Genomic DNA, 24,409 nt, shown 5'->3' with positions numbered 1-24,409 from the left:
ATGCAGAAGGACGGCTCAAAGGAATCCTTGAAGGGGAAATTCCAAAGGGCAGGCTGGGACAATGCATTCCTCTCTCGCCTGCTCAGCCTGTTCTGAAATGCGATTGCCCTGGCTGCCATGGCGTGCCATGGCGGCCGCTGTTGACACGCCGGTGCGCGCTGCTACCGTCCGCATGTCCAAGGGGAGTTCCGGCAAGGAACTGAGAGGCCGACGGCCGCCGATCATCGGCGAAGCGCGCGGCGACCCTACGAACCTGATCCAGTTCATACTGGCGTAGGGATGGGAAAGCCGCCGACCTCTCCGGCCCGCATTGCGGTCCATGCTCCCGACGACGGGGCGACAGGCTGGCGACCGTTTCGATCACCGAAGCAGAGCTGGATCTCCGACGCGAGCGCGCACTGGAGAACCATGATGAATGCCGTCACCCCCACCGTCACGGCCGGCCCGCTGCCGGCCTCCCGCAAGATCTACATGGCCGGAACGGCCTTTCCCGACATCCGCGTGCCGATGCGCGCGATCACCGTGCATCCGACCGCGGGCGAGCCGGACGTCGTCGTCTACGATCCATCCGGCCCCTACACGGATGCGCAGGCTCAGACCGACATCGCGAAGGGATTGCCGCGCATCCGCGAAAGCTGGATCGCCGCCCGCGGCGACACGGCGCACTATGAGGGCCGCGCCGTCCGGCCCGAGGACAACGGCAATCTGCCGGCCGACAGGCTGACGCCCGAATTTCCCGTCCGCAACGCGCCGCGCCGGGCGACCGGCGGCCGGTCCGTGACCCAATATGAATATGCCCGCGCCGGCATCGTCACCGCCGAGATGGAATTCGTCGCCATCCGCGAGAATCTCGGCCGGGCCGAGGCACGGCGCGCGCTGGAGCGCGACGGCGAGCCGTACACGGCGGTGATCCCGGACTTCATCACGCCCGAATGGGTGCGCGACGAGGTCGCCTCGGGCCGCGCGATCATCCCGGCCAACATCAACCATCCGGAGGTCGAGCCGATGGCGATCGGCCGCAATTTCCTGGTCAAGATCAACGCCAATATCGGCAATTCCGCCGTCACATCTTCCATGGCCGATGAAGTGGAGAAGATGGTCTGGGCGATCCGCTGGGGCGCCGACACGGTGATGGACCTGTCGACCGGCCGCAACATCCACAACATCCGCGACTGGATCATCCGCAACGCGCCGGTGCCGATCGGCACCGTGCCGATCTACCAGGCGCTGGAGAAGGTCAACGGCGTCGCCGAGGATCTGACCTGGGAGGTCTTCCGCGACACGCTGATCGAGCAGGCCGAGCAGGGCGTCGACTATTTCACCATCCATGCCGGGGTGCGGCTCGCCCATATCCCGCTGACCGTCGACCGCACCACGGGCATCGTCTCGCGCGGCGGCTCGATCATGGCCAAGTGGTGCCTGCATCACCACAAAGAGAGCTTCCTCTACGAGCATTTCGCGGAGATCGCCGACATCTGCCGGGCCTATGACGTGTCCTTCTCCATGGGCGACGGGTTGCGGCCCGGCTCGATCGCCGATGCCAACGACGCGGCGCAGTTCGCCGAACTCGACACGCTGGGCGAGCTGACGCAGATCGCCTGGGCCAAGGGCTGCCAGGTAATGATCGAGGGGCCGGGCCATGTGCCGATGCACAAGGTCAAGGAGAATGTCGAGCGCCAGATGCGGGTCTGCGGCGAGGCCCCGTTCTACACGCTGGGGCCCCTCGTGACCGACATCGCCCCCGGCTACGACCACATCACCAGCGGCATCGGCGCGGCGATGATCGGCTGGTTCGGCACCGCGATGCTCTGCTACGTCACGCCGAAGGAGCACCTGGGCCTGCCCGACCGCGACGACGTGAAGGTGGGGGTCATCACCTACAAGATCGCCGCCCATGCCGCCGACCTCGCCAAGGGGCACCCGGCAGCCCAGCGGCGCGACGATGCCCTGTCCAGGGCGCGCTTCGAGTTCCGCTGGGAGGATCAGTTCAACCTCTCGCTCGATCCGGAGACGGCACGCGCCTTCCATGACCAGACGCTGCCCAAGGAGGCGCACAAGGTGGCGCATTTCTGCTCCATGTGCGGGCCGAAATTCTGCTCCATGAAGATCTCCCACGAGATCCGCGCCGAGGCGCAGAAGGAGGGCATGGAGAAGATGGCGCAGAAATATCGCGACGGCGGCGATCTCTACATGCCGGCGGGCGACGTGCCGGCTGAATAGGCCCCAGCCACGTTGGGGGCGTCGGTACGTCGGCGCCCCTTTGCCGTGCGTGGAACGCGGCGGGCGGCGGGGTTACGGGATCAACTGCAAGAGGAGACCGCGCGATGCCGACCCCCAAGGACCAGACCCCGGATCCCGAGCCCGCCGAGGACGGTGTCCTGCAACGCACCGACAATTCCTTTGCCGGCAAAAAGCCCGACGAACGGCTGATCGGCACCGACATTCCGGACGACGAACAGGACGCCGAGGACGAAGAGGAAGAGGATTGACGACACCGTCGGGATGCGTCTGTTCCGGCGGGCAGAGGAATTGCCCGACGGGCTCAGGGCCGCTAAAGCCGCTCCATGCGCGACGCCACCGACCTTCTGACCGAACTCGACGCCTGGCGTGAGGCCAGCCGGACGGTCGACGTCTGGTGGCGCGACGACGACGCCGCAGAGGCGTCGCCGGCGCTCGACGCACTCGTGGCAGCCGCGCATCGGCATGAGGCGCCCCTGGCCCTGGCGGTCATTCCGGCCGCCCTGTCCCCCCGCCTGGTCGCCTGTCGCGACGATCCGCTCCTGTTCGTCCTGCAGCATGGCTATGCGCACACCAACCACGCCGCGCCCGGCGGGCGCGCCGTGGAATGCGGCGGCGACCGGCCGTTGCGGGCCGTGCTGGACGAATTGGGCACCGGCCGGGACCGTCTGGCCGCGGCGTTCGGCGACCGTTTCGTGCCGGTGATGGTACCGCCCTGGAACCGGATCGAGCCGGCCGTGGCCAAGGCCTTGCCCGACCTAGGCTATGCGGGGATCTCGGTCTTCGGGCCCCGCGAAACCGCCTCGCCCCAGGCCGCATGCCGCCACGTGAACGCCCATCTCGATCTTCTCACATGGAAGGGGGGCGCGCGCTTTGCGGGCCGCGACAAGCTGATCCGGCTGGCCGCCGAACGCCTCGCCGACCTGCGGCTCGGGCGCAGCGACCCGCAAGAGCCCTTCGGCATCCTGACCCACCATCTCGACCACGACGCGGAGACCGGGGCGTTCCTCGAAGAATTGCTGGCGCTGTTCGCCGCGCACCCCGCCGTGCGCTGGCGGGACGCGGCGTCGCTCTTCGCGGGTCCCGCAGTGCCGGCGGCGGGCCGTCGATGAGCGCGATCGTCCGGCCGGCGCAGGAGGGCGACATCGGCGCGGTGATCGATCTCCTGCATCGGCACATGAACGCGAAGATCCCGCCCGAACGCTGGCGACGTCTCCTCGACTATCCCTGGCGGCCGGACGGCGTGGAACGCGGCTGGCTGGTCGAGGATCACGGCCGCATCGTTGGCTTCATGGGGACAATCTACAGCGACCGCCGGATCGGCGGGCAGGTCCGGCGGTTCTGCGACCTGTCCTCCTGGTATCTGTTGGCGGACTATCGCGGCGACGGCACCGGCGACGAGCTGCTGCGCTCGGGCATGGCACAGCCCGGCGTTACCTACCAGACGATGACGGCGCGGCGCGCCACGGGCCGCAGGATCCGGGCGCTGGGCTTCTCGATCCTCGACGACAGCCGCAGCCTGTTTCGTCCCGGCAGCCCCGGCGCCGGCCGCCTGTCGGTCCTGCGCGAGGCGTCGGCCATCCGCGCAAGGCTCGACGCGGCGCAGCGGGCGGTCTTCGACGCCCATGCCGGATTCGACCTGCACCAGGCGATCGTCGGCGACACATGGATCGTCTGGCAGCGCAAGCTGAAGGGCGATTCCATCGCCTATCACGAGATCCTCCACGCCAGCGATCCGGCCTTCCTGTCGGCCGAGGCGCAGACGATTGCGGACGTGCTGGTGACCGGCGAACGCGGCGTCCTGGCCATCGACACGCGCTTCATGACGCCCGGTGACGATCCCGGCACGATCGAGGCGATCGTGCTGCCGCGCTGGTTCCGCTCGCCCCACGTTGCGGCGCGCGACGTGGATCACCTGCATTCGGAGATCATTCTCCTCGACCAGAAGCTCCCCTGAGCCGTCAGGGCGAGACGGCGACGAGATCGAGCGGCGCGTCCACACCCTGCACCTGCCGGCGGTCGAGGGGCGTCAGGCCGATCCCCGCGGATTGCGCAAAGCCCTGTGCCCGGGCCATGTCGAGGCTGGCTGCCGTGGTCAGGCCGATGGTCCGCTCGACCTTGTTGTGCTTCTCCAGCTTGGCGGCGAGGTTCACCGGATCGCCGATGACCGTGTATTCCAGCCGGTGTTCGTCGCCGAGCGCGGTAAAGACGACCGTCCCGGCGGTCGCCGCGCCGTTGACGCGCAGGCCCACCGGGCCGAAGCGTGCGGTCATCTCTCCCTCCCATTGCTGCGACAGGGCGAGAATCTCGCACAGGGCGTGCAGTGCCTCGGCCGCGGCGGTGGCGGAGGGGCGCGTCGCCCCGAAGGTCGCCAGGATGCCGTCGCCGAGATATTTGTCGACAACGCCGCCATGGCGCTCGATCACCGGCACGATGCGCGCATGCAGGCCGACCAGTACCTCGACCACCTCCCTGGCCTCGTGGCGGGCCATGAAACCGGTGAAGCCGCGAATGTCGAGGATGACAATCGCGGCCTGGCGTTCCACCGCGTCGCCGGCGACCACCGCAGCCGGCGCGTCGACGATCGCGCGCTCGACATCGGCCGGAAGAAAGCGGCGGATTTCCTCGCGCTCGATCTGCTCGCGCGTTGCCGTGGCCAGAAGCCGCTTGGCGCGGGTCAGTGCCAGGGCGAGGACGATGGTCAGGACGAGGATGGCGACGATCTTGTCGATCTCTGCGCCCACCAGGATGCCCTCGCCATGCATGTAGGCGACGAAGCTGCGGGTGATGGCCGCGGTGCCTTCGGCCCCGATGGCATAGAGCGTCAGCCCCACCCAGCCGAGCGCCGCGACGCAGCCGGTCGCCAGCACCCAGACGGGATCGAAGCGAAAGGCGCGGATGGCGATGAAGATGAAGACATACATCATCGTCGGCACCTTCAGGACGAAGCTCGGATCCTGGCCGTACTGGATGTGGAAGTACCAGACGAGGCCGTAGAGCAGCGCGACGTCGACCAGAACCGACAGGGCGAGGAACCAGGCGGGCAGGCGGATGGCATAGGACAGGAACAGCCGCAGCGCCGTGAAGCAGAGATAGACCGCCAGGCTGATGGGCACGGGCTGCTGCATCATGCTGTCGACAGGGCGTGGCGCGACCAGATAGAGCGCGGCGATGAACAGGCCGAGGCCGAGCTGCACCCAGCCGATCAGCCGTTCGCTGTGGATCTCGAAGCGGTCGACGACCGTGCGCACGCGATCGGGGATGGCCCGGTTCGATTCCCGCCGGGCGAAGGGGACAAGCAGCTTGTTTCTGTTGCTCATGACTCTTTCGCTCGGTATTGGCCGACCATGAACGGTCCGTTCCCGATCGCCGCGGACCATTGCGCCTGGACCGGCGCACCGTTAGACCGGCGCGGTTTCCGGGCGGACAGGCGATCTTGCGCTGTTCCGGGAAAATCGCCAGTGTGTTTCGGTCGAGCGGGTCGGAGCGTCAGGAGTATGCGATGAAAGCCCGGCCTCCGCGCGTTCTCATGTACAGCCACGACACCTACGGGCTCGGCCATCTGCGCCGCTGCCGGGTGATCGCCCAGGCCCTGGTGGCGCACCGGCCCGACATCTCGATCCTCATCGTGGCGGGCTCGCCGGTCGTCGGTTCGTTCAGCTTTCCGCCGCAGGTCGACTTCATCCGCGTGCCCGGCGTGGTGAAGCTGGGTGCCGACACCTACGCCCCGTCCAATCCCGGCCTATCGCTGGAGGATCTGACCGAGATCCGCAGTGCGATCATCCGCTCCACCGCGATGATCTTCGACCCCGACATCTTCATCGTCGACAAGGAGCCGCTGGGCATGCGCGGCGAGGTCGAGGCGACGCTGCATTATCTGAAATCCACCGGCGCCCGGCTGGTGCTGGGCCTGCGCGACATCATGGACGAGCCGTCGCGGCTGGTCGAGGAATGGACCCGCAAGGACGCCTTCAACGCGGTCGAGAATTTCTACGACGACATCTGGATCTACGGCCTGCCGGAGATCTGCGATCCGCTGGCCGATATCGGCGTCTCGCAGGCCGTGCGCGACAAGGCGACCTTCACCGGCTATCTGCAGCGGGCAGACGAGCCGTCGGGCGCGCTGCCCGACCGCATCCGGATCGGCGAACGGCCCTATGTGCTGGTCACGACCGGCGGCGGCGGAGACGGCGCGCAACTCGTCGACTGGGTGCTGCGGGCCTACGAGACCGACCCGTCGATCGGCGTGCGGGCCAAGATCGTGCTCGGCCCCTTCATGGAGACCGCGTTCCAGACGGATTTCGAGCGCCGCGCGGCCAGCCTCGACAGTGTCGACCTGATCACCTTCGCCGCCAGCATCGAACCGCTGTTCGAACGCGCCGAGGGAATCGTTGCCATGGGCGGCTACAACACCTTCTGCGAGATCCTGTCCTTCGACAAGCCGGCCGTCGTCGTGCCGCGGCGCCAGCCCCGGCTGGAGCAGTATATCCGCGCCTCGCAGGCCCAGACGCTGGGCCTGATCGCCATGCTGCTGGACGACGAGGTCGAGGATCCCGCCGCCATGGCCAACGCCATCCGGGCGCTGCCCGCGCAGGCCAGGCCACGCTCGGTGGCCGTGGACGGCATTCTGGACGGGCTGCAATCGATCTGCGAACTCGCCGACGGCTACATCGCGGCCGGCCGGCATTCGGGCAGCGCGACCGGCGCTGATCGGATGCGCGTGCGCCCGCTACCCAAGGCCGGCACTGCATGAACATCGCGTTCTACGCGCCGATGAAATCGCCCGATGATCCCCGGCCATCGGGCGACCGCACGGTGGCGCGAGGGCTGGTCGAGGCGCTGCGCCTGGCCGGTCATTCGGTGTGCGTGCCATCGCGTTTTCGCACCCACGACCGGGGCGACGGCGGGCGCCAGGCGCGGTTGCGCGCGATCGGCGGCCGGCTGGCGGAACGGCTCCTGCGCCAGGGCAGGGCGGCGCCAAGCCTCGACCTCTGGTTCACATATCATCTCTACCACAAGGCGCCGGACTGGCTGGGGCCGCGCGTCGCCGGGGCACTGGGCATTCCCTATGTGGTCGCCGAAGCCTCGGTCGCGGGCAAGCAGCGTGGCGGCGCCTGGTCGCTGGGATATGAGGCCAGCCTCGACGCACTCGGCCGGGCCGATCTGGTCATCGGCCTCAACCCGGCGGATCGGGCCGGCGTCACGCCCCTTATCGCCGGCCATGGCGAATATCTGGCGCTGGCGCCCTTCCTCGATACGCAGCCGTGGCGACAGGCCGCGTCACGGCGCCACGCCAGCCGGGCCGCGCTGGCGGAACGGCACGGCCTGTCGCCGGACCGGCCCTGGCTGATCGCCGCGGCAATGATGCGCGAGGACCAGAAGCTCGCTTCCTACAGGCTGCTGGCGCAGGCCCTCGCCAGCCTCGGCGATTGCGCGTTCGACCTGTTGATCGTCGGGTCTGGTCCGGCCGAACCGGCCGTGCGGGAGGCCTTTGCCGGACTGCCGGCCCAGGTCGCCTTCCTCGGCGCGGCAGAGCCCGAGGGGATGCCGGATCTCTTCGCGGCGGCCGATCTCGCCGTCTGGGCAGCCATCAAGGAGTCCTGGAGCATGGCGCTGCTGGAAGCCCAGGCCGTCGGCCTTCCGGCCGTCGCCGGCCGGAGCGGCGGCGTCGCCACAATCGTCGAGGACGGGGTGACCGGGTTGCTGACGCCGGAAGCCGACGTGGCCGCCTTTGCCGCCGCCGTCCGGCAGATGCTCGAGCCGTCGCTGCGGGCCTCGATGGGCGCGGCGGCGCGCGACCGGGCACAACGCTGCCATTCCCTGGCCGCCGCCTCGGCGACGCTGGACGGCGCACTGCGCGACATGCTTGCCCGGCACACCCGATCAAAACAGGCGGAGACGGCCTGATGCGCGTCCTGTTCCACGTCCAGCACCTTCTCGGCGTCGGTCATCTGCGTCGCGGCGAACTGCTGTCCGATGCCATGGCGAAGCAGGGCCTGTCGGTGACCGTGGCGCTGGGGGGCCTGCCGGTCGCGGAAATGCCCTTTGCCAGCGCCCATGTGGTGCAGCTGCCGCCGGCCCACATCGACGGCGCCAACTTCAAGACCCTCTACGACGCCGACGGCCAGCCGATCACCGACGCCTGGCGCGCGGCACGGCGCGACGCGCTGCTGGCGCTCTATGACGAGGTGCGGCCGGATATCGTGCTCCTGGAGATGTTTCCCTTCGGCCGGTGGCGGTTCAAATTCGAGCTGGTGCCGCTTCTGGAGCGGGCGTCGCGGGACAAGCCGCGGGTCAGATGCGTGACCTCGGTGCGCGACATCCTGGTCGAGACCAAGCATCCCGAGCGAGCCGCCAAGGGCGCCGCGCTGGCGCGGGCCCATCTCGACGCGGTGCTCGTCCATTCCGATCCCTCGCTCTTCGCCTTCGCGCAGACCTATCCCCATGCCCGCGAGATCGACGATCTCATCCGCTATACCGGCTATGTCACCGAGCCGGCCGAGCGCGGCGCGGCGGACGACAATGGCGAAGTGATCGTCTCGGCCGGCGGTGGGGCGGCGGCCGGCATGCTGATGCGCACGGTCATGGCGGCGCGGCCGCACACGCCGCTTGCCGATCGGGTCTGGCGGTTCCTGACCGGGCCGCGCCTGACCGAGGACGAGTTCCAGGCGCTGGCGGCTGCAGCGGACGCGAGGACCATCGTCAAGCGCTTCGAGACGAACTTCCAGGAACGGCTCGATGGCTGCGCCCTGTCGATCTCGCAGGCCGGCTACAACACGGTGATGAACCTCCTGCGCGCCGAGGCACGGGCCGTCGTGGTGCCCTATGACGAGGGCGAGGAGACCGAACAATGGTTCCGCGCGGACCGCATGGGGAAGATGGGCCTCCTGTCGGTCGTGCCGACGTCGCAGCTGTCGGCCACCACCATGGCCGCGGCGGTGACCGACGCCTGGCGGCGGAGCCCCGGCGAACGCCCCTCCATCGATCTGGAAGGCGCGGCGAACGCCGCCGCGATGATCGCCGACATGGCCAGGGGGCTGGACCATTCATGAGCGGGCGAAGGTCCGCGTCGCGTAAAGTCCTTGCCGCCGCGCAGGCTGGAGACGAACGGGCGCGTCGGCGCGCGCAAAATCCGGATGACTTCCCGCGCGGTTCCGTGCTGGAATCCGTTGGCTCGTGCGCGCGACCACGCCGCGGAGCCGATGAGGTGGAATGAGCGGATGCCTGGGGGAAGCGGGGCTTCGGTGCTGGACCGGCCGATAGGGACGCCGGACCGGCCCGCCACGGTCGCCGCGCGGCCATTGCTGGCGATCGAGAACCTGTCCGTCGAGTTCCGGTCGATGGCCGGGACGGTGAAGGCCGTCAGCAATCTGTCGCTCAGCGTGGGCGCCGGGCGTACCGTGGCGCTGGTCGGGGAATCGGGCTCCGGCAAGACGGTGACCTCCCAGGCGATCCTCGGCCTGTTGCCGAAAGGCGCCTTGATCACCGGCGGCAGCATCCGCTTCGACGATCCGCTGCAGGGGCCGGTCGATCTTGCCGCCCTGTCGCCGCGCAGCCCGCGCTACCAGGCCATCCGCGGCCAGTCGATCTCGATCGTCTTCCAGGAGCCGATGACCTCCTTCTCGCCGCTCCACACGCTCGGCGACCAGATCGGCGAGGTGCTGGAGGTACATGGCCGCGCCTCGGGCGCCGAGGCCCGCGAACGGACCGTGGAAACGCTGCGGCTGGTGCGGTTTCCCGAGCCCGAGCGGGCGCTGGAATCCTATCCGTTCGAATTGTCGGGCGGGCTTCGCCAGCGGGCGATGATCGCCATGGCGCTAATCTGCAAGCCGGCGCTGCTGATCGCCGACGAGCCGACTACGGCGCTGGACGTGACGCTGCAGGCGCAGATCATCAAGCTCCTGCGCGACATGCAGGGCGAACTCGGCATGGCCGTCCTCCTGATCACCCACGATCTCGGCGTGGTCGCCAATCTCGCCGAGGACGTCGTGGTGATGCACCACGGCAAGGTGGTGGAATCGGGTTCGTCGGACGCGATCTTCTCCGATCCGCAGCACCCCTATCTGATCTCGCTGATGAAGGCGGTGCCGGATCTCGACCAGACGGATTCGCCCCGGCTGAAGCCGATCCGCGAGATCAGGATCGGGGCCGACGCGCTGATGCAGCGCGAGCCGTCGGGCGTCGTCGGCGCGCCGCTGCTGGAACTGAAGGGGGTCGCCAAGAGCTTTTCCCGGCGCGGCGACCGACAGCTGTTCGCGCGTGCCCCGGCGCCGAGCGTCCATGCGCTGAAGGATGTCTCGCTGACCATCCGGCGCGGCGAGTGCCTCGGCCTGGTCGGCGAGTCCGGCTCCGGCAAGACGACTCTTGCCCGCGCGATCATGCAGGCGGTGCAGGTGGACGAGGGCGCGATGCTGTTCGACACGCCCGACGGTCCCCTGGACCTGGTCACGGCCGACCGCCGCAGCCTCTTTGCGGTCCGCAACCGCCTGCAATACGTCTTCCAGGACCCGTTCTCGTCCCTGGACCCGCGCATGACCGTCGGCGCGATCCTGGCCGAGCCGTTCGAGATCCACGGCGTCTGCGACCGGGCGGAGCGGCGGGTGCGCGTCGAGCGGCTGCTGGCGGCCGTGGGCCTGGAGCCGCAGCATGCCAGCCGCTATCCGCACAGCTTCTCAGGCGGGCAGCGCCAGCGGATCGGCATCGCCAGGGCGCTGGCGCTGGAGCCGGAACTGCTGATCTGCGACGAGCCGGTGGCGGCGCTCGACGTGTCGGTGCAGGCGCAGATCCTCAACCTCCTGAAGGATCTCCAGCGCCTGTGCGGCCTGACCTATCTGTTCATCTCGCACAATCTGGCAGTGGTGAACTATGTCGCCGACCGGATCGCGGTGATGTGCGACGGCGAGATCGTGGAACTGGCGCCGCGCGCGGCCTTCTTCGAGGACGCGCTGCATCCCTATACGCAGATGCTGATGCAGGCGGTGCCCCACGCCGACCCGGCACGCCCGCTGGACTTCGACCGCCTGCCGCCGGTGGGCGAGATCGGCCAGCGCAACTGGCCGGCTCCCTTCACGGTCGAGGCGGGCGTGGCGCGGCCGCTCCTGAAGGCGCGGCCGGGGCATTTCGTGCGCGCGGCCAATCTCGACTTTCTGAACGAGCGGCCGTTGCCCAAGACGGAGACGCGCTGAGATGGCAGCGGCGGACGAGCTCGACGAGAGCATCTTCCGCTATGTCTGGCGCCATTCGCGGCCCCAGCAGGTCTGGCTGTTCCTGGTGCTTCTGGTCTCGCTGCCGTTCCTGTATCTGACCCTCGAACTGCCGAAGCGGATCGTCAACGGGCCGATCCAGGGCGACTGGGCACCGGGCCAGACCGAGACTTTGTTCGAGATCTCGGTGCCGATGCCGGGCTTCCTCGGCGGCGGCAACCTGGCGATGTTCGACGGCGTCGAACTCGACCGGCTCGGCGTGCTGGTCTGGCTGAGCCTGATCTTCCTGTTCTTCGTGATCGTCAACGGGCTCTTCAAGTTCTACCTGTCGAACTACAAGGGGCGGCTCGGCGAGCGCCTGCTGCGTCGACTGCGATACCAGCTCGTCGACCTGGTCCTGCGGTTTCCCAACGCCCGCTTCAAGCAGGTGCGTGGCCCCGAGATTTCCTCGATGATCAAGGACGAAACCGAGCCGGTGGGGGGCTTCGGCGGCAGCGCCTTTGCCGATCCGGCGCTGCTGCTCAGCCAGGCCGGTACCGGGCTCGTCTTCATCTTCCTGCAGAATTTCTGGCTCGGCGCCGTGGCCGGCGGCATCGTCCTGTTCCAGCTCATCCTGATCCCGCAGATGCGCCGGCGCCTGGTGACGCTGGCCCGTGCCCGTCAGCTCACGGCCCGTCTGCTGTCGGGGCGGATCGGCGAGATCGTCGAGAGCATTCCCTCGATCCGCACCAACGATACCTCCAACTGGGAGCGTGCCGAGCTCGGCAGCCGCCTCGGCCGAATCCTGTCGATCCGCTACGACTTCTTCCGCTGGAAGTTCTTCGTCAATTTCGTCAACAACCTCCTCGCCCAGATCACGCCCTTCATCTTCTACCTCGTCGGCGGCTATCTGGTGATCGCCGGGCGCCTCGACATCGGCCAGCTCGTCGCCGTGATCGCCGCCTACAAGGAGCTGCCTGGCCCGCTGAAGGAGCTGATCGCCTGGGACCAGTTCCGCGTCGACGTGCAGTCGAAATACGCCCAGATCCGCGAGCAGTTCGTGATGGGCCATCTGATCTCCCCCGACGTGCAGAAGCTGTCCTACGAGACGCCGGCGCGGATCGAACGCGAGATTGCGGTATCGGGCCTGCGCATCGCCGACGATTCCGGCAACGACCTCCTCGAGCCGACCAGCCTGCGGCTGGCGCCGGGCGAGGCGATCGCCGCGTCGGGACCCATCGGCGGCGGCGCGGAGTATCTGGCCGAGGCCATGGTCCGGCTGGCGGAAGCCGCCTCGGGGCGTATCAGCATCGACGGGCACGCGCTGGACAGCCTGCCGGATGCCTTCGCCGGGCGCCGCATCGCCTATGCCACCTCGGGCCTCTATTTTCCGCAGATGTCGATCCGCGATGCGCTGGTCTACGGCCTGCGCCATGCGCCCCTGGTCGAGGCGGGGTCGGGCGATGCCGCCGCCGAGGCGCGCCGGCGGGAGGCCAAGGTCTCGGGCAACAGCGACCTCGACGTCAGCGGCGACTGGATCGATTACGAGGCGGCCGGCATTGCCGGTCCGCACGAATTGCGTGAACGCCTGGCACAGGTGCTCGACATCGCCGATTTCCGCATCGACGTGGCGCGGCTCGGCCTGCGCAACCGGGTGCCGGCGGGCCTGGCCGAGGAAACCGCGGTCCACATGCTGGAGGCCCGTGCGCGCTTTCGCGAACGGCTCGCCGAGGGCGGCGACGCGGTCTATTTCGAATCCTTCGACCCGCTCCGCTATTCCGACTATGCGACGGTCCTGGAGAACATCGTGTTCGGCATCGCCCTGCCCGAGGCCGCCGAGGAGATGCCGCTCGTCGCCCGACCGCAGATGGTCGCCGTGCTCAGGGAGGGCGGCCTCGACGATCTCCTCCACGAGATGGGCCGGCAAATCGCCGAGACCCTGATCGAGATCTTCGGCGATCTGTCGCCGGACAATCCGCTGATGGACAATGTCGACCTGATGTCGCCCGAGGAGGTGGATGGCTACAAGGCGGCACTCAGGCGGGTGTCGGCCGATGGCAGCGCCAGCGAGCGCGCGCGCGACCGCCGCGCCTTCCAGCAGCTCGCCTTCGGCTACATCGAACCGCGCCACCGGCTGGGACTGCTCGACGACGACATCCGGGCCGCCGTGCTGGCGGCGCGCGCCCGGCTGCTGGAGCGCATGGATCCGGGCCTCGCCGGGGCCGTCTCGGTGCATTCCCCGGGGGCGATCAACCCGGCCGCCAGCTTCCAGGACAACATCCTCTTCGGCCGCATCGTCGATCGCTACGCCGAAGCCTCGGCGCGCATCAACGAGGTGCTGGTGGCCACACTGCGCGAGACCGGCCTGTCCGAGACCGTTTTCGAAATCGGGCTGGATTTCGACGTCGGCAGCGGCGCCAAGCGCCTGTCGTCGGGCCAGCAGCAGAAGCTGGCGCTGGCGCGGGCGCTTCTCAAGCGCGCCGATCTTCTGGTTCTCAACCGCCCGCTCTCTTCACTTGACGGGGACGGCCAGCGGGAGACTATTGTGCGTGTCCTCGCATCCCGTGCGGCACTCGGCATCGAACGGCAGATCATTTTCTGGGTCCTCAGTCACGCCGAACATGCCGAGCTTTTCGACCGGAGATTGGAATTCAAGGACGGGCGCATGATCGCCGACCTAACCAACGCGCGCTCGCACGATGGCGCGCCGGCCCGCCACGACGCAGATGCCCGGATGACCGAACGCCAGAGGACGACGTGACGCTGCTCAAATCGGAAATGGACCTGCTTCGTTCGGTCCCGATCTTCGCCGGCATGGAACCCAGTCGGCTGAAGCTCATCGCCTTCACCGCGGACTCGATCGCCTATCGCAAGGGGCAGGTCATGTGCCGGCAGGGCGAGCGCGGCGATTCCGCCTATGTCCTGGTCGCCGGCGAGGCGGACGTCTCCATCGAGACGGGGGACGGGGACTTCGTGGTGGCGACGCTGGGGTCCGGCGACGTGGTCGGCGAGATCGCCATCCTGTGCGACACACCGCGCACGGCGACCGTCACGGCGCGCACCGACGTCTCGGCGCTCAGGGTGCGCAAGGAATGCTTCCTGCAACTGCTGCGGCAGTTCCCGGAGATCGCCGCCGAGGTGATGCGCGGGCTGGCCGAGCGCCTGACCCACATGAACCAGGAACTGGTCGCGGCCAGAAACCGCGCCGCCATCGCGCCGGACGCCGAAGATTGAGCCGCTTCGAATTCACCGTCTGGGGCGCACGCGGCAGCATCCCGGCCCCGGCGGCGGCCAACACCCGCTACGGCAGCGACACGAGCTGCGTCGAGGTGCGATGCGGCGACCGCGTGCTGGTCTTCGACGCGGGCACCGGTATCGTCGGCTGCGGCCGCCGGCTCTACGAGGAGCGCATCGCCGAGATCGACATCCTCCTGACCCACTGCCATTTCGACCACATCATCGGCCTGCCTTTCGTGATCCCGCTCTACAAGGATCACGTGGCGGTGCGCATCCATGCTGGCCACTTCCTCGACGACACGACCTGCCGGGAGATGGTCGAGCGGTTCATGCGGCCTCCCTACTTCCCGGTGACCCCGAAGCAGTTCGCCGCCGGCATCGACTATCGCGACTTTCGCCCGCCGGACGTCCTCGATCTGGGCGACGGCATCGTGGTGCGCACCGTGCGCCTCAACCATCCGAACGGGGCGGTCGGCTACCGGGTCGATTTCGAGGGCCGGTCGGTCTGCTACATCACCGATACCGAGCACGAGCCGGGCCACCGCGACGATGCCGTCGCCGACTTCGTCGCCGGCGCCCAGGTGATGATCTACGATTCCACCTATACCGACGAGGAACTGCCGAAGTACCGGGGCTTCGGCCATTCCACCTGGCAGGAGGGGGTGCGCCTGTGCCGGGCCGGCGGGGTGGAGACGCTGGTCATCTTCCATCACGACGTGCTGCGGACGGACGCCTCGCTCGCGAGCCTTGCCGACGAGGCGAAGGCGGTGTTCGCGGGCGCGCGCATCGGTGCGACGGGGTTGACGCTGGCGATCGGCGAGGACGGAACGGTAACGGAAAGTCAGGGCAATGGGTCTGGCCGAACAGGTTGACCACTGGCTGCTGCGGCAGTCGCTGGGCAAGAGCGACATCGAGACGATCTTCCACGAACTCTGCCTGCGCCTCACCGGCATCGGCATCCCGATCGCGCGGGCCCGGCTGAACTGGCCGACGCTGCATCCGCTGTTCCGGGCCGAGATGGTCCGGTGGGATCGCGGCGAGGGGATCGCGATCGAGCATTTCCACCACCAGGATGCCAATACCGACGCGTGGCAGCGCAGCCCGCTGCGCTACATGGTTGAGGCCGACCTGCCGGTGCTGCGGCGGCGCCTGACCGGACCCGGCAAGACGCTGGATTTCGATATCCTGAAGGAACTCGCCGAGGCGGGCTACACCGACTACATCGCCCTGAAGACAGAGTTCTCGCAGCCAGGCGCGTTCACCGAGATGCGGGCGCGCGGGGTCATCGCGATCTGGGCGAGCGACCGGGCCAGCGGCTTCACCGACGATGATCTCGATATTCTTCAGGCGATCCAGCTGACCTTCGCGCTGGTGTGCAAGACCATCATCCAGTCGCAGATCATGACCAACATCGTCGAGACCTATCTGGGCCGCAAGGCAGGCCGCAGCGTGCTCGACGGCAATATCCGGCTCGGCGACGGCGCCACGACCAGGGCGCTGGTCTGGTATTCGGACCTGCGCAATTCCGCGGCTGACCGAGGCGCTGGACAGCGAGGCCTTCCTCAAGCTCCTGAACGAATATTTCGAATGTGCGACGCGGCCCGCCATCGAGGCCGGCGGCGAAGTGCTGGCCTTCATCGGCGATGCGGTGCTGGTGATCTACCCGCTGGACGAGACGGAGACGGACGGGCCGGGGATCACGCATGCGGTCCTCAAGGCGGTGAAGGAATCCTTTGCCCTGCGCGATGTGGCCAATGTGGGGCGTCGCCAGAAAGGCCTCGAACTGATCGAATTCGGCGTCGGCCTCAATCTCGGGAGCGTCGTCTTCGGCAATATCGGCGTACCCGAGCGGCTGGCCTTCACGGTGATCGGCGCCACCGTGACGGAGGTCGAACGCATCGAGAAGCTGACCAAGCAGATGACGCACGACGTGCTGGCCAGCGCCGAGGTGGCGGCGCTGTCGCCGGGCGCCTGGGTTTCGGTCGGCGAACATGCCCTGAACGGGGTCGCGCGGCCGATGGAGCTGTTCACCCCGCGCCGGGAGCAGGCCGCGACGACCTCGGCGCAGGCCAGCGGCTGATCGTCGAGACGCAGTCGACGGTCGGCCGGCTCGTCAGTGGTGGTGGTGCGGGTCGACGGCGTCGCGCAGCCCGTCGCCGACGAAGCTGAAGGCCAGCACCGTCAGGATCACCGGCAACATTGGCAGCAGCAGCCACGGATAGAGCGCCACCGCCTCAATGTTCTGGGCTTCCGACAACAGGACGCCCCAGCTGGTGATCGGCGGCCGCAGGCCGAGGCCGAGGAAGGACAGCGCCGTTTCGGCCAGGATCATCGTCGGGATGGACAGCGACGCCGAGGCGATGAGATGGCTCATGAAATTGGGCAGGAGGTGGCGGAAGATGATCCGGCGCGGACTGGCGCCGAGCATTTCCGCCGCGACCACGAAGTCCTCCTCGCGCAGGGCAAAGAGCTTGGAGCGCACGGCGCGGGCCAGCCCCGGCCAGTCGAGGAGCGCCAGGATCAGCGTGATGCCGAAATAGATCAGCAGAGGGCTCCAGGTGACCGGCAGGGCGGCCGACAACGCCAGCCAGAGCGGCAGTTCCGGGATCGAGCGCAGGATCTCGGTCACCCGCTGTACGACGGAATCGACCCAGCCGCCGAAATAGCCTGCAAGCCCGCCGATGGTGATGCCGAGGATGAAGCTGAGGGTTACCCCGACGAGGCCGACGGTGAGCGAGATGCGGGCGCCACCGAGAATGCGCGAGAGCATGTCGCGGCCGAGCCGGTCGGTGCCCAGGAGGAACAGGCTGCCGCCCTCCGGCGGGCAGACGAGGTGCCGGTTGCCGGGGACCAGGCCCCAGAATTCATACGGGTCGCCCTGGCAGAAGAAGCGCAGCGGCAGGGGCCGGCTGGTGTCGGGGGTGTATTCGCGCTGCAGGGTTTCGAGGTCGAGCCGGAAATCGAGGGGATAGACGAACGGACCGACGAAGCTGCCGTCGTGGAACAGGTGCACCGACTGGGGCGGGGCGAAGATGAAGTCGGTATGGCGGCTCTGCATGTCGTAGGGTGCCAGGAACTCGACCACGAGGATCGAGAGATAGCTGACGACGAGGAACGCCAGCGAGACCACGGCCACGCGGTGGCGCAGGAAGCGCCACCAGATCAGCCGCGACTGGGACGCCTCCATGTAGGCCAGCGACACGGTGGACCCTGCCGCCACCGTGGCCTCGGCATCGAAAGGCTCGCGCGAGACGAAATGCGGCGTCCCGCTCATCGGATCGTGGTCTTTCCCAGCCGGATGCGCGGATCGAGGATGGCGAGCAGGACGTCGGACACGAACATGCCGACCACCGTCAGCAGCGCAAGGAACATCAGGAACGAGCCGGCGAGATACATGTCCTGGCTGCGCAGCGAGGACAGCAGCATCGGGCCGGTGGTCGGCAGCGACATTACCGCCGAGATGATCACCGAGCCCGAGACGATCTGCGGCAGCAGGCTGCCGAGATCGGCGATGAACGGGTTGAGCGCCATGCGCAGCGGATATTTCAGCAGTACCCGATGCTCCGGCAGGCCCTTGGCCCGGGCGGTGACCACGTATTGCTTATTCAGCTCGTCGAGGAGATTGGCGCGCAGGCGCCGGATCATGCCGGCCGTCCCGGCCGTGCCGATGACCAGCACCGGCACCCACAGATGCGACAGGACGGAGCCGACCTTGTCCAGGGTCCAGGGCGCATCGATGTAACGCGGGTCCATCAACCCGCCGATCGACGTGCCGAACCAGACATTGGCAAGATACAGAAGGATCAGCGCCAGGAGGAAGTTCGGCGTGGCGAGGCCCAGAAAGCCCAGGAAGCTCAGGCCGTGATCGCCCCAGCTGTATTGATGGGTGGCCGAATAGATGCCGATCGGGAAAGCGACCAGATAGACGAAGATGACGGTCGCCACGTTGAGCAGCAGGGTCAGCGGCATGCGCTCGCCCACGATGTCGGCGACGGGCTGGTTGTATTCGAACGAATAGCCCAGATCGCCCTGCACGAGCCCGGTCACCCAGACCAGATACTGCTCCCACAGAGGCTTGTCCAAGCCGTATTGCTCGCGCAGGAAGGCGATCTTGTCGACGGTGACGGCCTCGCCCTGGGCGCGGAGCTCGGCGATGTAGCTGGTCAGATAGTCGCCCGGCGGCAGCTGGATGATGATGAACACGAGGACGCTTATCGCCAGGAGCGTCCAGGCCATGGTGACGACCCGCCCGGCAAGATAGCGGATCATTCCTGCTTTCCCGCCAGGTCGAGCGCGTCGCAGTCGAACCAGAAGCCGTCCGGATGGTAGAGGCCGAAATAAGCGCCCGGCTCGTAATTGTAGACGCCGCGTTCCGGCACGTTGTTGAGCTTGTCCGACACGGCGACGATCTGGTCGACCCCCGCCACGATCCCGATCGTGTAGACCTGATCGGCGGAGATCCGCAGCATCCTGGCCCAGATGTCGGCGCGCTCGGCGGTGTCCTTGGCCTGCATCCAGCGCTGGCGCAGCGCGGCGAGTTCGCGCAGCGGCGCAAGCGCCTCGCTGCCGCCGATCGCCTCGCCGCCCTCGCCGTGGGTCTCGGTGAACATGCCGAAGGACGGCCATTGCAGCTGTTCGGCGGTGGAGGGGGCAAGCTCGGCCGGATCGGTCGCCGGCGTCGGTACGCCGTTGTCGATGCCGGTCCAGATCGACATCAGCGTGGAGCCGGCCTTGATGCGGTTGCGAAAGACCTCGCGTTGGGATTCGCGGATCAGGAGATCGATGCCGAGCCGGCGCCAGTCGTCTCGGACGAGCTGCAGGACATCGCTCTGCTCGCGGCTTTCGCCGGCGGTCTCCACGACGATACGCATCTGGCGCCCGTCCGGCAGCAGGCGCAGACCGTCGCGGCTCTCGCGCTCCAGCCCCAGCCCGTCGAGCAGCGCATTGGCCGCCTCCGGATCGTACCCGGCCCACAATGTCGGCAGCTCCGGGTCGAACAGGCTCGAGCGTGGCAGGACGGTGTTCCCGCCCGGCACGGCAAGGCCGTAGAAGATCGCCTTGTTGATGTCCTCGCGATTGATGGCCAGGGACAAGGCGCGCCGGAAATCGACATTGCGCACCAGCGGCCGCCAGACGGCGTCCGTCACGTTGAGGTTGGGATAGAGCGTGACATGCGAGCCGCGGCCGGACTCCCAGCGGCGCACCTCGAAGCCGCTGCGGTCCTCGGCGCGCTTCAGGAACGGGTAGTTGGGAAAGCTGAGATAGGCCGCCTGCAGGTCGGCCTCGCCATTGGCTACCTTTGCGGGGATCAGGTCGGGATTGGCGATCGTCAGCGCGACCTGATCGATATAGGGGAGCTGGCGGCCCTGCGCGTCGACCCGGTGGAAATACGGGTTGCGGGCGAAGATCAGCCGCTCCGACGGGGGCTCGGTGGCGAGCGTCCACGGCTGCAGCGTCGGCAGGTCCGGATTGTCGTTGCGATGGCCGCGATCCATCTTGAAATGCAGCGCCGCCCAGTTGCGCTGGCCTTCCGCCTCGACCCGCCCGGCGAGCTCGGCCGGATCGGCATAGGCTTCGTGGAACTGCTTCAGGTAGTGGGCCGGCCGGTAGAGTTCGAAGGGCAAGGCGGCCGCCTGGGTCGCCAGGAAATTGGGGTTCGGCTTCTCCCACTCGTAGCGGACCTCGTAGGGCCCGGGGAAGGTGACGATCGGCGCCTTTCCGTCGACCAGCAATTCTCCCGGAATGCCAAAGCGCGCGATCTGGGGGTTCGTCGCCATGTCTTCCCAGAAATAGCGGAAATCCTCGGAGGTGAACGGCGCGCCGTCCGACCATTTCATGCCCGGCCTGAGATGGAAGGTGAAGATCCGGCCGTCCTCCACCTCGAAGCGCTCGGCGATATCGGGCACGAAGGCGTAGGTCTCGTCATAGCCGACGAGCCGGGCATAGCCGAAGACCGCCAGCATGCGGGTGTCCTTGGCGCTGCCGCCGATCATCCGCAGGGTTCCGCCCAGGCGATCGGCAGGGCAGGCGGCGTCGACGGCCATCGCCAGGGGCCGCTCGGGCAGGCGCTCGGCCACCGGCGGCAGATCCCCGGTGCTCACCGCAGCGTGCGCCATGGCGGGCTCGACGAAACGGGCGGCAGGTTCGCCGGCCAGGGCCTGTCCGCACAGGACGGCCGCCCAGAGAAAGGCGATGCAGGCGAGCGGTCCCTGCCGAATGGCTCGCTGCTGCCGTGTGTGTCGATGCATGGACGGGCCCTTGTGCGCATCGTCAGTAAGCTTGGCGCCGGACGGCTTGTCAAACCCATTCACAACCCGGCGACATGCCGCATCCGCGCCCGTCGCAGCGGCGCGGCGCACGGCTTGCGAGGCGCAGGCCAAGTCGACTAGATGGCGCCCATCCGGTCCGTCGCATCGCGGCGCGGCCTCGCCGACCAAGGTTTCGGTGCCGGAGTGACGGCGCGAGGGAGTGCGGATTATGGCCAGGCGCATCGCCACGATCGTGAAGGGCTATCCGCGTCTGTCCGAGACCTTCATCGCCCAGGAGATCGCGGGTCTCGAGGATCGCGGCGTCGCGCAGCTGATCGTCTCGCTGCGCCAGCCCGGCGAGGCGCGGGTCCATCCCGTGCACCGGCGGATTGCCGCCGAGATTCTCTACCTGCCCGAATATCTGAAGGACGATCCGGCGCGGGTGAAGGCCGGCCGCGACTTCGCCGCGCGCCAGCCCGGATATGCGGCCGCACGGACGATGTTCGAGGCCGACCTGGCGCGCGACCCGACGGCCAACCGGTACCGCCGCTTCGGCCAGGCCTGCGTCCTGGCCCGCGAGCTGCCGGACGACATTGCCTGGCTGCACACCCATTATCTGCACACGCCGGCCTCGGTCACCCGCTACGCGGCGACGATCCGCGGCCTCGGCTGGTCGTTTTCCGCCCATGCCAAGGACATCTGGACCTCGCAGGCCTGGGAACTGACGGAAAAGCTCGGCTCGGCGGCCTTCGGCGTGACCTGCACCAAGGTCAATCTCGACTATCTCCACTCGCTGGCACCGGAACCGGAGCGGGTGGAACTGGTCTATCACGGCCTCGACCTGGTGGGCCTTGCGCCGCCGCCCCGTCGCGCGCGCCGCGACGGTCCGTTCCGGATCGTCTCCGTCGGCCGCACCGTCGAGAAGAAGGGGTTCGGCGACCTGATCCGCGCGCTGGCGCGGCTGAAGCATCGCGACTGGACGTTCGACCATGTCGGCGGTGGCCCGCTGACGGCCCGGCTGCAGCGTCAGGCCGACAAGGCGGGGATCGGCGAGCGGATCACCTGGCATGGCAGCCGCGAGCGCGAGCACGTCTTCGCGCTGCTGGCACGCTCGGACCTCTTCGTCCTGCCCTCGCACATCGCCCGCAGCGGCGACCGCGACGGCCTGCCCAACGTCCTGATGGAAGCGCAGGCGCATCGCCTGCCGGTGGTGTCGACGCGGGTCTCGGCGATCCCGGAACTCGTCGAGGACGAGCGCACCGGCCTCCTGGTGGAGGCGCGGGACCACAAGGCGCTGGGCGATGCCATGGCGCGCCTGATGGACGATCCGGACCTGGCCGACACACTGGCGACGGCCGGCGAGCGCCGGGTGCGCGAGCGCTTCTCGCCCCAGCCGGGCATCGACCGGGTGGCGGCGCTTCTGACGCATGCGCCGGGCAGGGCCGCCGCGTGAGCGGCACGGATTTTCCGCTGGCGCGCCGGCAGCTGGACGCAGCCGATGCCGCGGACTTCGAACTCGCCATCTGGTGGCGCGACGACGACGCGAGGGGCGCGTCGCACGACCTCGCCCGTCTTCTGGCACAGCGGCAGGACGCCGGCGTGCCGCTGGCGCTGGCGGTCATTCCCGACGGGGCGCGGCCGGACCTGCGGGACGCTCTTGCGGCGGATGACGATGTCTGCCTGTTCCTGCATGGCTGGCGGCATGCCAATCACGCGCCGGCCGGCGACAAGCGCGCCGAATTCGGCGATCACCGCCCGCTGGCGACGATGCTGGACGAGGCACGGCGCGGCCACGCGATTCTCGCCGCGCTGGCCGGCGACCGCTTCCTGCCGGTCTTCGTTCCGCCCTGGAACCGCATCGGCCCCGGCATCGCCACGCGGCTCGCCGATGCAGGCCTGCCCGGACTGTCCACGTTTGCGGTGCCGGCACGGCGCCACCTGGTCGCCACCCATCTCGACCTGATGGACTGGCGCGCCGGCAGGGCGCAGGACTGGGCCGCGCTCGACCGCCTGCTCGCGGCGCAGATCGCCGCGCGGCTGCCGGGCGGAGAGGGCGGGGCGCCTGGGGCTGGAGGGGCGGCGGAGTCCGAGCGGGACGAGGCGGCGGAGTCCGCCCGCAGTGAAGCCGCCACAAACGGTCCCATGAATCCACCGAGGGAATCGCCGCTGCCGAACGGCACGGCATCGCCAACCGTCAGCGCCGCGACCGGTCCGGCGCTCAGGCCGGCTGGCACCAGCTCTGTCAGAAGCGAGCCGATCGGTCTCCTCACCCATCATCTCCAGCATGATGTGCCGGCCTGGGACCGTCTCGCCGCGCTGCTCGATCTTCTCGCACCACGCGCCGGCATCGCCTGGCCGCGCATCCCCGAGCTGTTCGATCTCGCGCCCGTGGGCGACGCCGGGTCTGATCCATCGGACGCCACGCCATGACATCGGCCCGCGCGACATCCGGTTGCTGCCCCGGCAATCGTTCGCGCGCTGCGCCAGCCTCCGGGGCCAAATTCCTGCTGCGGGCGGCACGCCTCTTGAGGATCGATCGCAGGATCGTTCGGACGCTCCCAGGATCGTGTGGTCGTGGGAATGGGTGCCGACCGTCAGCCTGACGGCGCGACAGCCGACCCGTGCGGCGAAAATCGTGCGCCATCATGGCGCTTGGCCCTTGTGCACGCGCCCCCGGCTTTGATAAGAGACCGGCGCGCTCGCAAGGCGCCGACCGTGCCTCGGTTGACTGGAAGACGCGCCGTATGCGGACATCACCGTCCCTGCACCGCGCGTTTCTTCGCAAACGATGGTCCCGACACACGGGGCGACGGCCGGAGAGGTGGCAGAGTGGTCGAATGCACCGCACTCGAAATGCGGCATACGTGCAAGCGTATCGGGGGTTCGAATCCCCCCCTCTCCGCCACTTGCCCTCGCGAAAGCGTTCTTCCGATCCGGCTGCGGCCGGACTTTTTCGTTGTTTTCGAGGGTTATGCGGAAGGGGCTGAGCACTGGCCCGGCCGCCAGGAGCCCGGAAGCGGTCTCTCTGGGCCGGTATTCTCTGGACCTGAGCCTTCACGGATTTGGTGAATTTCCGCCAAAGCTTTGAAATAGAATACAATTCTTGGCTAGGCACCGAAGCGCTTCGATTCAGAGGCATTGAGCCAGAGGGAACCGAAATCGAACTTTTGCCGAGCTCAGGTTACTCCGGCCCCGGCAGAGGGGAAAGGCCGAGGCCCCGTAAAAACTCGTTGTGCTTCTCAGTTAATGCCCGGATCTGTTTTTCTATCTCACCCAGCGACTTCTGCGCAGCAGCCAAGTCTATCTCTTCCTCACCCATCGCCGTGCTGATGTAACGCGAGATGTTGAGATTATATCCCTCCTCAGTGGGAGGGAAGTCCCAGAGCGACTGTAAGGGGTTCGCCCTGAAAAACCCTTGGATGCCCTGTGCTTCAGGGATTCCCATCGGGTTTGAAGTATTGGAGAATGCCGGAAACCGATCCTGACCCGATTGATTTCCGGTGT

At 68.1% G+C, this 24,409-nt stretch carries 18 protein-coding genes, 1 tRNA gene, 1 pseudogene and 1 riboswitch; of the genes and pseudogenes, 15 read left to right on the top strand and 5 right to left on the bottom strand.

All coding sequences use genetic code 11. The annotated features are described in order from the left end of the window. Positions 1-169: 169 nt before the first annotated feature. Positions 170-297: riboswitch (TPP riboswitch) on the top strand. Positions 298-411: 114 nt separating this feature from the next. The 4 genes from thiC to VQ042_RS20450 all read left to right on the top strand — a co-directional run bounded on the left by thiC (position 412) and on the right by VQ042_RS20450 (position 4,195). Further along, the gene (gene thiC, locus VQ042_RS20465) at positions 412-2,220 is read left to right on the top strand and encodes a phosphomethylpyrimidine synthase ThiC (protein WP_331822159.1); all 1,809 of its coding nucleotides are present in this window, start codon (positions 412-414) and stop codon (positions 2,218-2,220) included. 104 nt (positions 2,221-2,324) lie between these two features. Continuing rightward, positions 2,325-2,489: a hypothetical protein gene (locus tag VQ042_RS20460; RefSeq protein ID WP_331822156.1), complete on the top strand. Its 165-nt coding sequence runs from the start codon at positions 2,325-2,327 to the stop codon at positions 2,487-2,489. A gap of 75 nt (positions 2,490-2,564) precedes the next feature. Then, complete coding sequence (locus tag VQ042_RS20455; protein WP_331822155.1) at positions 2,565-3,350, top strand: polysaccharide deacetylase family protein; 786 nt, start codon at positions 2,565-2,567, stop codon at positions 3,348-3,350. Then, complete coding sequence (locus VQ042_RS20450) at positions 3,347-4,195, top strand: GNAT family N-acetyltransferase (RefSeq protein ID WP_331822154.1); 849 nt, start codon at positions 3,347-3,349, stop codon at positions 4,193-4,195. The genes VQ042_RS20455 and VQ042_RS20450 overlap by 4 nt, the downstream gene beginning before the upstream one ends. A gap of 4 nt (positions 4,196-4,199) precedes the next feature. On the opposite strand, the gene VQ042_RS20445 is transcribed toward VQ042_RS20450, so the two are convergent. After that, positions 4,200-5,558 (bottom strand): adenylate/guanylate cyclase domain-containing protein, encoded by a 1,359-nt coding sequence (locus VQ042_RS20445; RefSeq protein ID WP_331822153.1) that lies wholly within the window; start codon positions 5,556-5,558, stop codon positions 4,200-4,202. A gap of 182 nt (positions 5,559-5,740) precedes the next feature. Here VQ042_RS20445 and VQ042_RS20440 point away from each other — a divergent pair, with 182 nt between their 5' ends. The 8 genes from VQ042_RS20440 (at position 5,741) to VQ042_RS20405 (ending at position 16,737) form a co-directional block, all read left to right on the top strand. Continuing rightward, positions 5,741-6,991, top strand: a complete 1,251-nt coding sequence (locus tag VQ042_RS20440) for a glycosyltransferase family protein (RefSeq protein ID WP_331822152.1) — start codon at positions 5,741-5,743, stop codon at positions 6,989-6,991. Further along, positions 6,988-8,145 (top strand): glycosyltransferase family 4 protein, encoded by a 1,158-nt coding sequence (locus VQ042_RS20435; RefSeq protein WP_331822151.1) that lies wholly within the window; start codon positions 6,988-6,990, stop codon positions 8,143-8,145. Before VQ042_RS20440 ends, VQ042_RS20435 begins: the two co-directional genes overlap by 4 nt. Then, positions 8,145-9,290 (top strand): glycosyltransferase family protein, encoded by a 1,146-nt coding sequence (locus VQ042_RS20430; RefSeq protein ID WP_331822150.1) that lies wholly within the window; start codon positions 8,145-8,147, stop codon positions 9,288-9,290. Before VQ042_RS20435 ends, VQ042_RS20430 begins: the two co-directional genes overlap by 1 nt. A 168-nt stretch (positions 9,291-9,458) precedes the next feature. Beyond that, positions 9,459-11,423, top strand: coding sequence for an ABC transporter ATP-binding protein (locus VQ042_RS20425; RefSeq protein WP_331822149.1), 1,965 nt, complete (start codon positions 9,459-9,461; stop codon positions 11,421-11,423). A gap of 1 nt (position 11,424) precedes the next feature. Then, positions 11,425-14,181: an ABC transporter transmembrane domain-containing protein gene (locus VQ042_RS20420; RefSeq protein ID WP_331822148.1), complete on the top strand. Its 2,757-nt coding sequence runs from the start codon at positions 11,425-11,427 to the stop codon at positions 14,179-14,181. Positions 14,182-14,198: 17 nt separating this feature from the next. Beyond that, positions 14,199-14,654: a cyclic nucleotide-binding domain-containing protein gene (locus tag VQ042_RS20415; protein ID WP_331822158.1), complete on the top strand. Its 456-nt coding sequence runs from the start codon at positions 14,199-14,201 to the stop codon at positions 14,652-14,654. Next, a complete protein-coding gene (locus VQ042_RS20410; protein WP_331822147.1) occupies positions 14,651-15,529 on the top strand; it encodes an MBL fold metallo-hydrolase in 879 nt (292 codons plus the stop codon). Before VQ042_RS20415 ends, VQ042_RS20410 begins: the two co-directional genes overlap by 4 nt. Positions 15,530-16,080: 551 nt before the next feature. Further along, on the top strand, positions 16,081-16,737 hold the full coding sequence (locus VQ042_RS20405) for an adenylate/guanylate cyclase domain-containing protein (RefSeq protein ID WP_331822157.1): 657 nt from the start codon (positions 16,081-16,083) through the stop codon (positions 16,735-16,737). 33 nt (positions 16,738-16,770) lie between these two features. On the opposite strand, the gene VQ042_RS20400 is transcribed toward VQ042_RS20405, so the two are convergent. Genes VQ042_RS20400 through VQ042_RS20390 form a run of 3 tightly spaced genes read right to left on the bottom strand, consistent with a single transcriptional unit; the run spans position 16,771 to position 20,905 of the window. Continuing rightward, entirely contained in the window at positions 16,771-17,931 is a 1,161-nt protein-coding gene (locus VQ042_RS20400) for an ABC transporter permease (RefSeq protein ID WP_331822146.1), read from the bottom strand. Beyond that, positions 17,928-18,926 (bottom strand): ABC transporter permease, encoded by a 999-nt coding sequence (locus VQ042_RS20395; RefSeq protein WP_331822145.1) that lies wholly within the window; start codon positions 18,924-18,926, stop codon positions 17,928-17,930. The genes VQ042_RS20400 and VQ042_RS20395 overlap by 4 nt, the downstream gene beginning before the upstream one ends. Next, positions 18,923-20,905 (bottom strand): ABC transporter substrate-binding protein, encoded by a 1,983-nt coding sequence (locus tag VQ042_RS20390; protein WP_331822144.1) that lies wholly within the window; start codon positions 20,903-20,905, stop codon positions 18,923-18,925. Before VQ042_RS20390 ends, VQ042_RS20395 begins: the two co-directional genes overlap by 4 nt. Before the next feature lie 229 nt (positions 20,906-21,134). Between VQ042_RS20390 and VQ042_RS20385 the strand changes: the two genes are divergently transcribed. From VQ042_RS20385 to VQ042_RS20375, 3 genes are all read left to right on the top strand, one after another. Continuing rightward, entirely contained in the window at positions 21,135-22,358 is a 1,224-nt protein-coding gene (locus VQ042_RS20385; protein WP_331822143.1) for a glycosyltransferase family 4 protein, read from the top strand. Beyond that, positions 22,355-23,335, top strand: coding sequence for a hypothetical protein (locus VQ042_RS20380; RefSeq protein ID WP_331822142.1), 981 nt, complete (start codon positions 22,355-22,357; stop codon positions 23,333-23,335). Before VQ042_RS20385 ends, VQ042_RS20380 begins: the two co-directional genes overlap by 4 nt. Positions 23,336-23,720: 385 nt before the next feature. Beyond that, positions 23,721-23,810: transfer RNA gene (locus VQ042_RS20375), tRNA-Ser, on the top strand. A 276-nt stretch (positions 23,811-24,086) separates the two neighbouring features. Here the strand turns inward: VQ042_RS20375 and VQ042_RS20370 are convergent. After that, positions 24,087-24,409 (bottom strand): annotated as a pseudogene (locus tag VQ042_RS20370) (hypothetical protein); the annotation flags it as partial.

Origin of the sequence: Aurantimonas sp. A2-1-M11 (assembly GCF_036549475.1) — a bacterium.
Classification (GTDB): Bacteria; Pseudomonadota; Alphaproteobacteria; order Rhizobiales; family Rhizobiaceae; genus Aurantimonas.
The sequence above is the reverse complement of the archived record's forward strand: the minus strand, read 5'-3'. Positions and strand labels throughout refer to the sequence as shown.

Coding starts and splice junctions, on each gene's coding strand:
- VQ042_RS20425 (WP_331822149.1), top strand. CDS start 9,459: ATGCCTGGGGGAAGCGGGGCTTCGGTGCTGGACCGGCCGATAGGGACG.
- VQ042_RS20460 (WP_331822156.1), top strand. CDS start 2,325: ATGCCGACCCCCAAGGACCAGACCCCGGATCCCGAGCCCGCCGAGGAC.
- VQ042_RS20445 (WP_331822153.1), bottom strand. CDS start 5,558: ATGAGCAACAGAAACAAGCTGCTTGTCCCCTTCGCCCGGCGGGAATCG.
- VQ042_RS20415 (WP_331822158.1), top strand. CDS start 14,199: ATGGACCTGCTTCGTTCGGTCCCGATCTTCGCCGGCATGGAACCCAGT.
- VQ042_RS20420 (WP_331822148.1), top strand. CDS start 11,425: ATGGCAGCGGCGGACGAGCTCGACGAGAGCATCTTCCGCTATGTCTGG.
- VQ042_RS20455 (WP_331822155.1), top strand. CDS start 2,565: ATGCGCGACGCCACCGACCTTCTGACCGAACTCGACGCCTGGCGTGAG.
- VQ042_RS20385 (WP_331822143.1), top strand. CDS start 21,135: ATGGCCAGGCGCATCGCCACGATCGTGAAGGGCTATCCGCGTCTGTCC.
- VQ042_RS20435 (WP_331822151.1), top strand. CDS start 6,988: ATGAACATCGCGTTCTACGCGCCGATGAAATCGCCCGATGATCCCCGG.
- VQ042_RS20390 (WP_331822144.1), bottom strand. CDS start 20,905: ATGCATCGACACACACGGCAGCAGCGAGCCATTCGGCAGGGACCGCTC.
- VQ042_RS20450 (WP_331822154.1), top strand. CDS start 3,347: ATGAGCGCGATCGTCCGGCCGGCGCAGGAGGGCGACATCGGCGCGGTG.
- thiC (WP_331822159.1), top strand. CDS start 412: ATGAATGCCGTCACCCCCACCGTCACGGCCGGCCCGCTGCCGGCCTCC.
- VQ042_RS20440 (WP_331822152.1), top strand. CDS start 5,741: ATGAAAGCCCGGCCTCCGCGCGTTCTCATGTACAGCCACGACACCTAC.
- VQ042_RS20430 (WP_331822150.1), top strand. CDS start 8,145: ATGCGCGTCCTGTTCCACGTCCAGCACCTTCTCGGCGTCGGTCATCTG.
- VQ042_RS20400 (WP_331822146.1), bottom strand. CDS start 17,931: ATGAGCGGGACGCCGCATTTCGTCTCGCGCGAGCCTTTCGATGCCGAG.
- VQ042_RS20395 (WP_331822145.1), bottom strand. CDS start 18,926: ATGATCCGCTATCTTGCCGGGCGGGTCGTCACCATGGCCTGGACGCTC.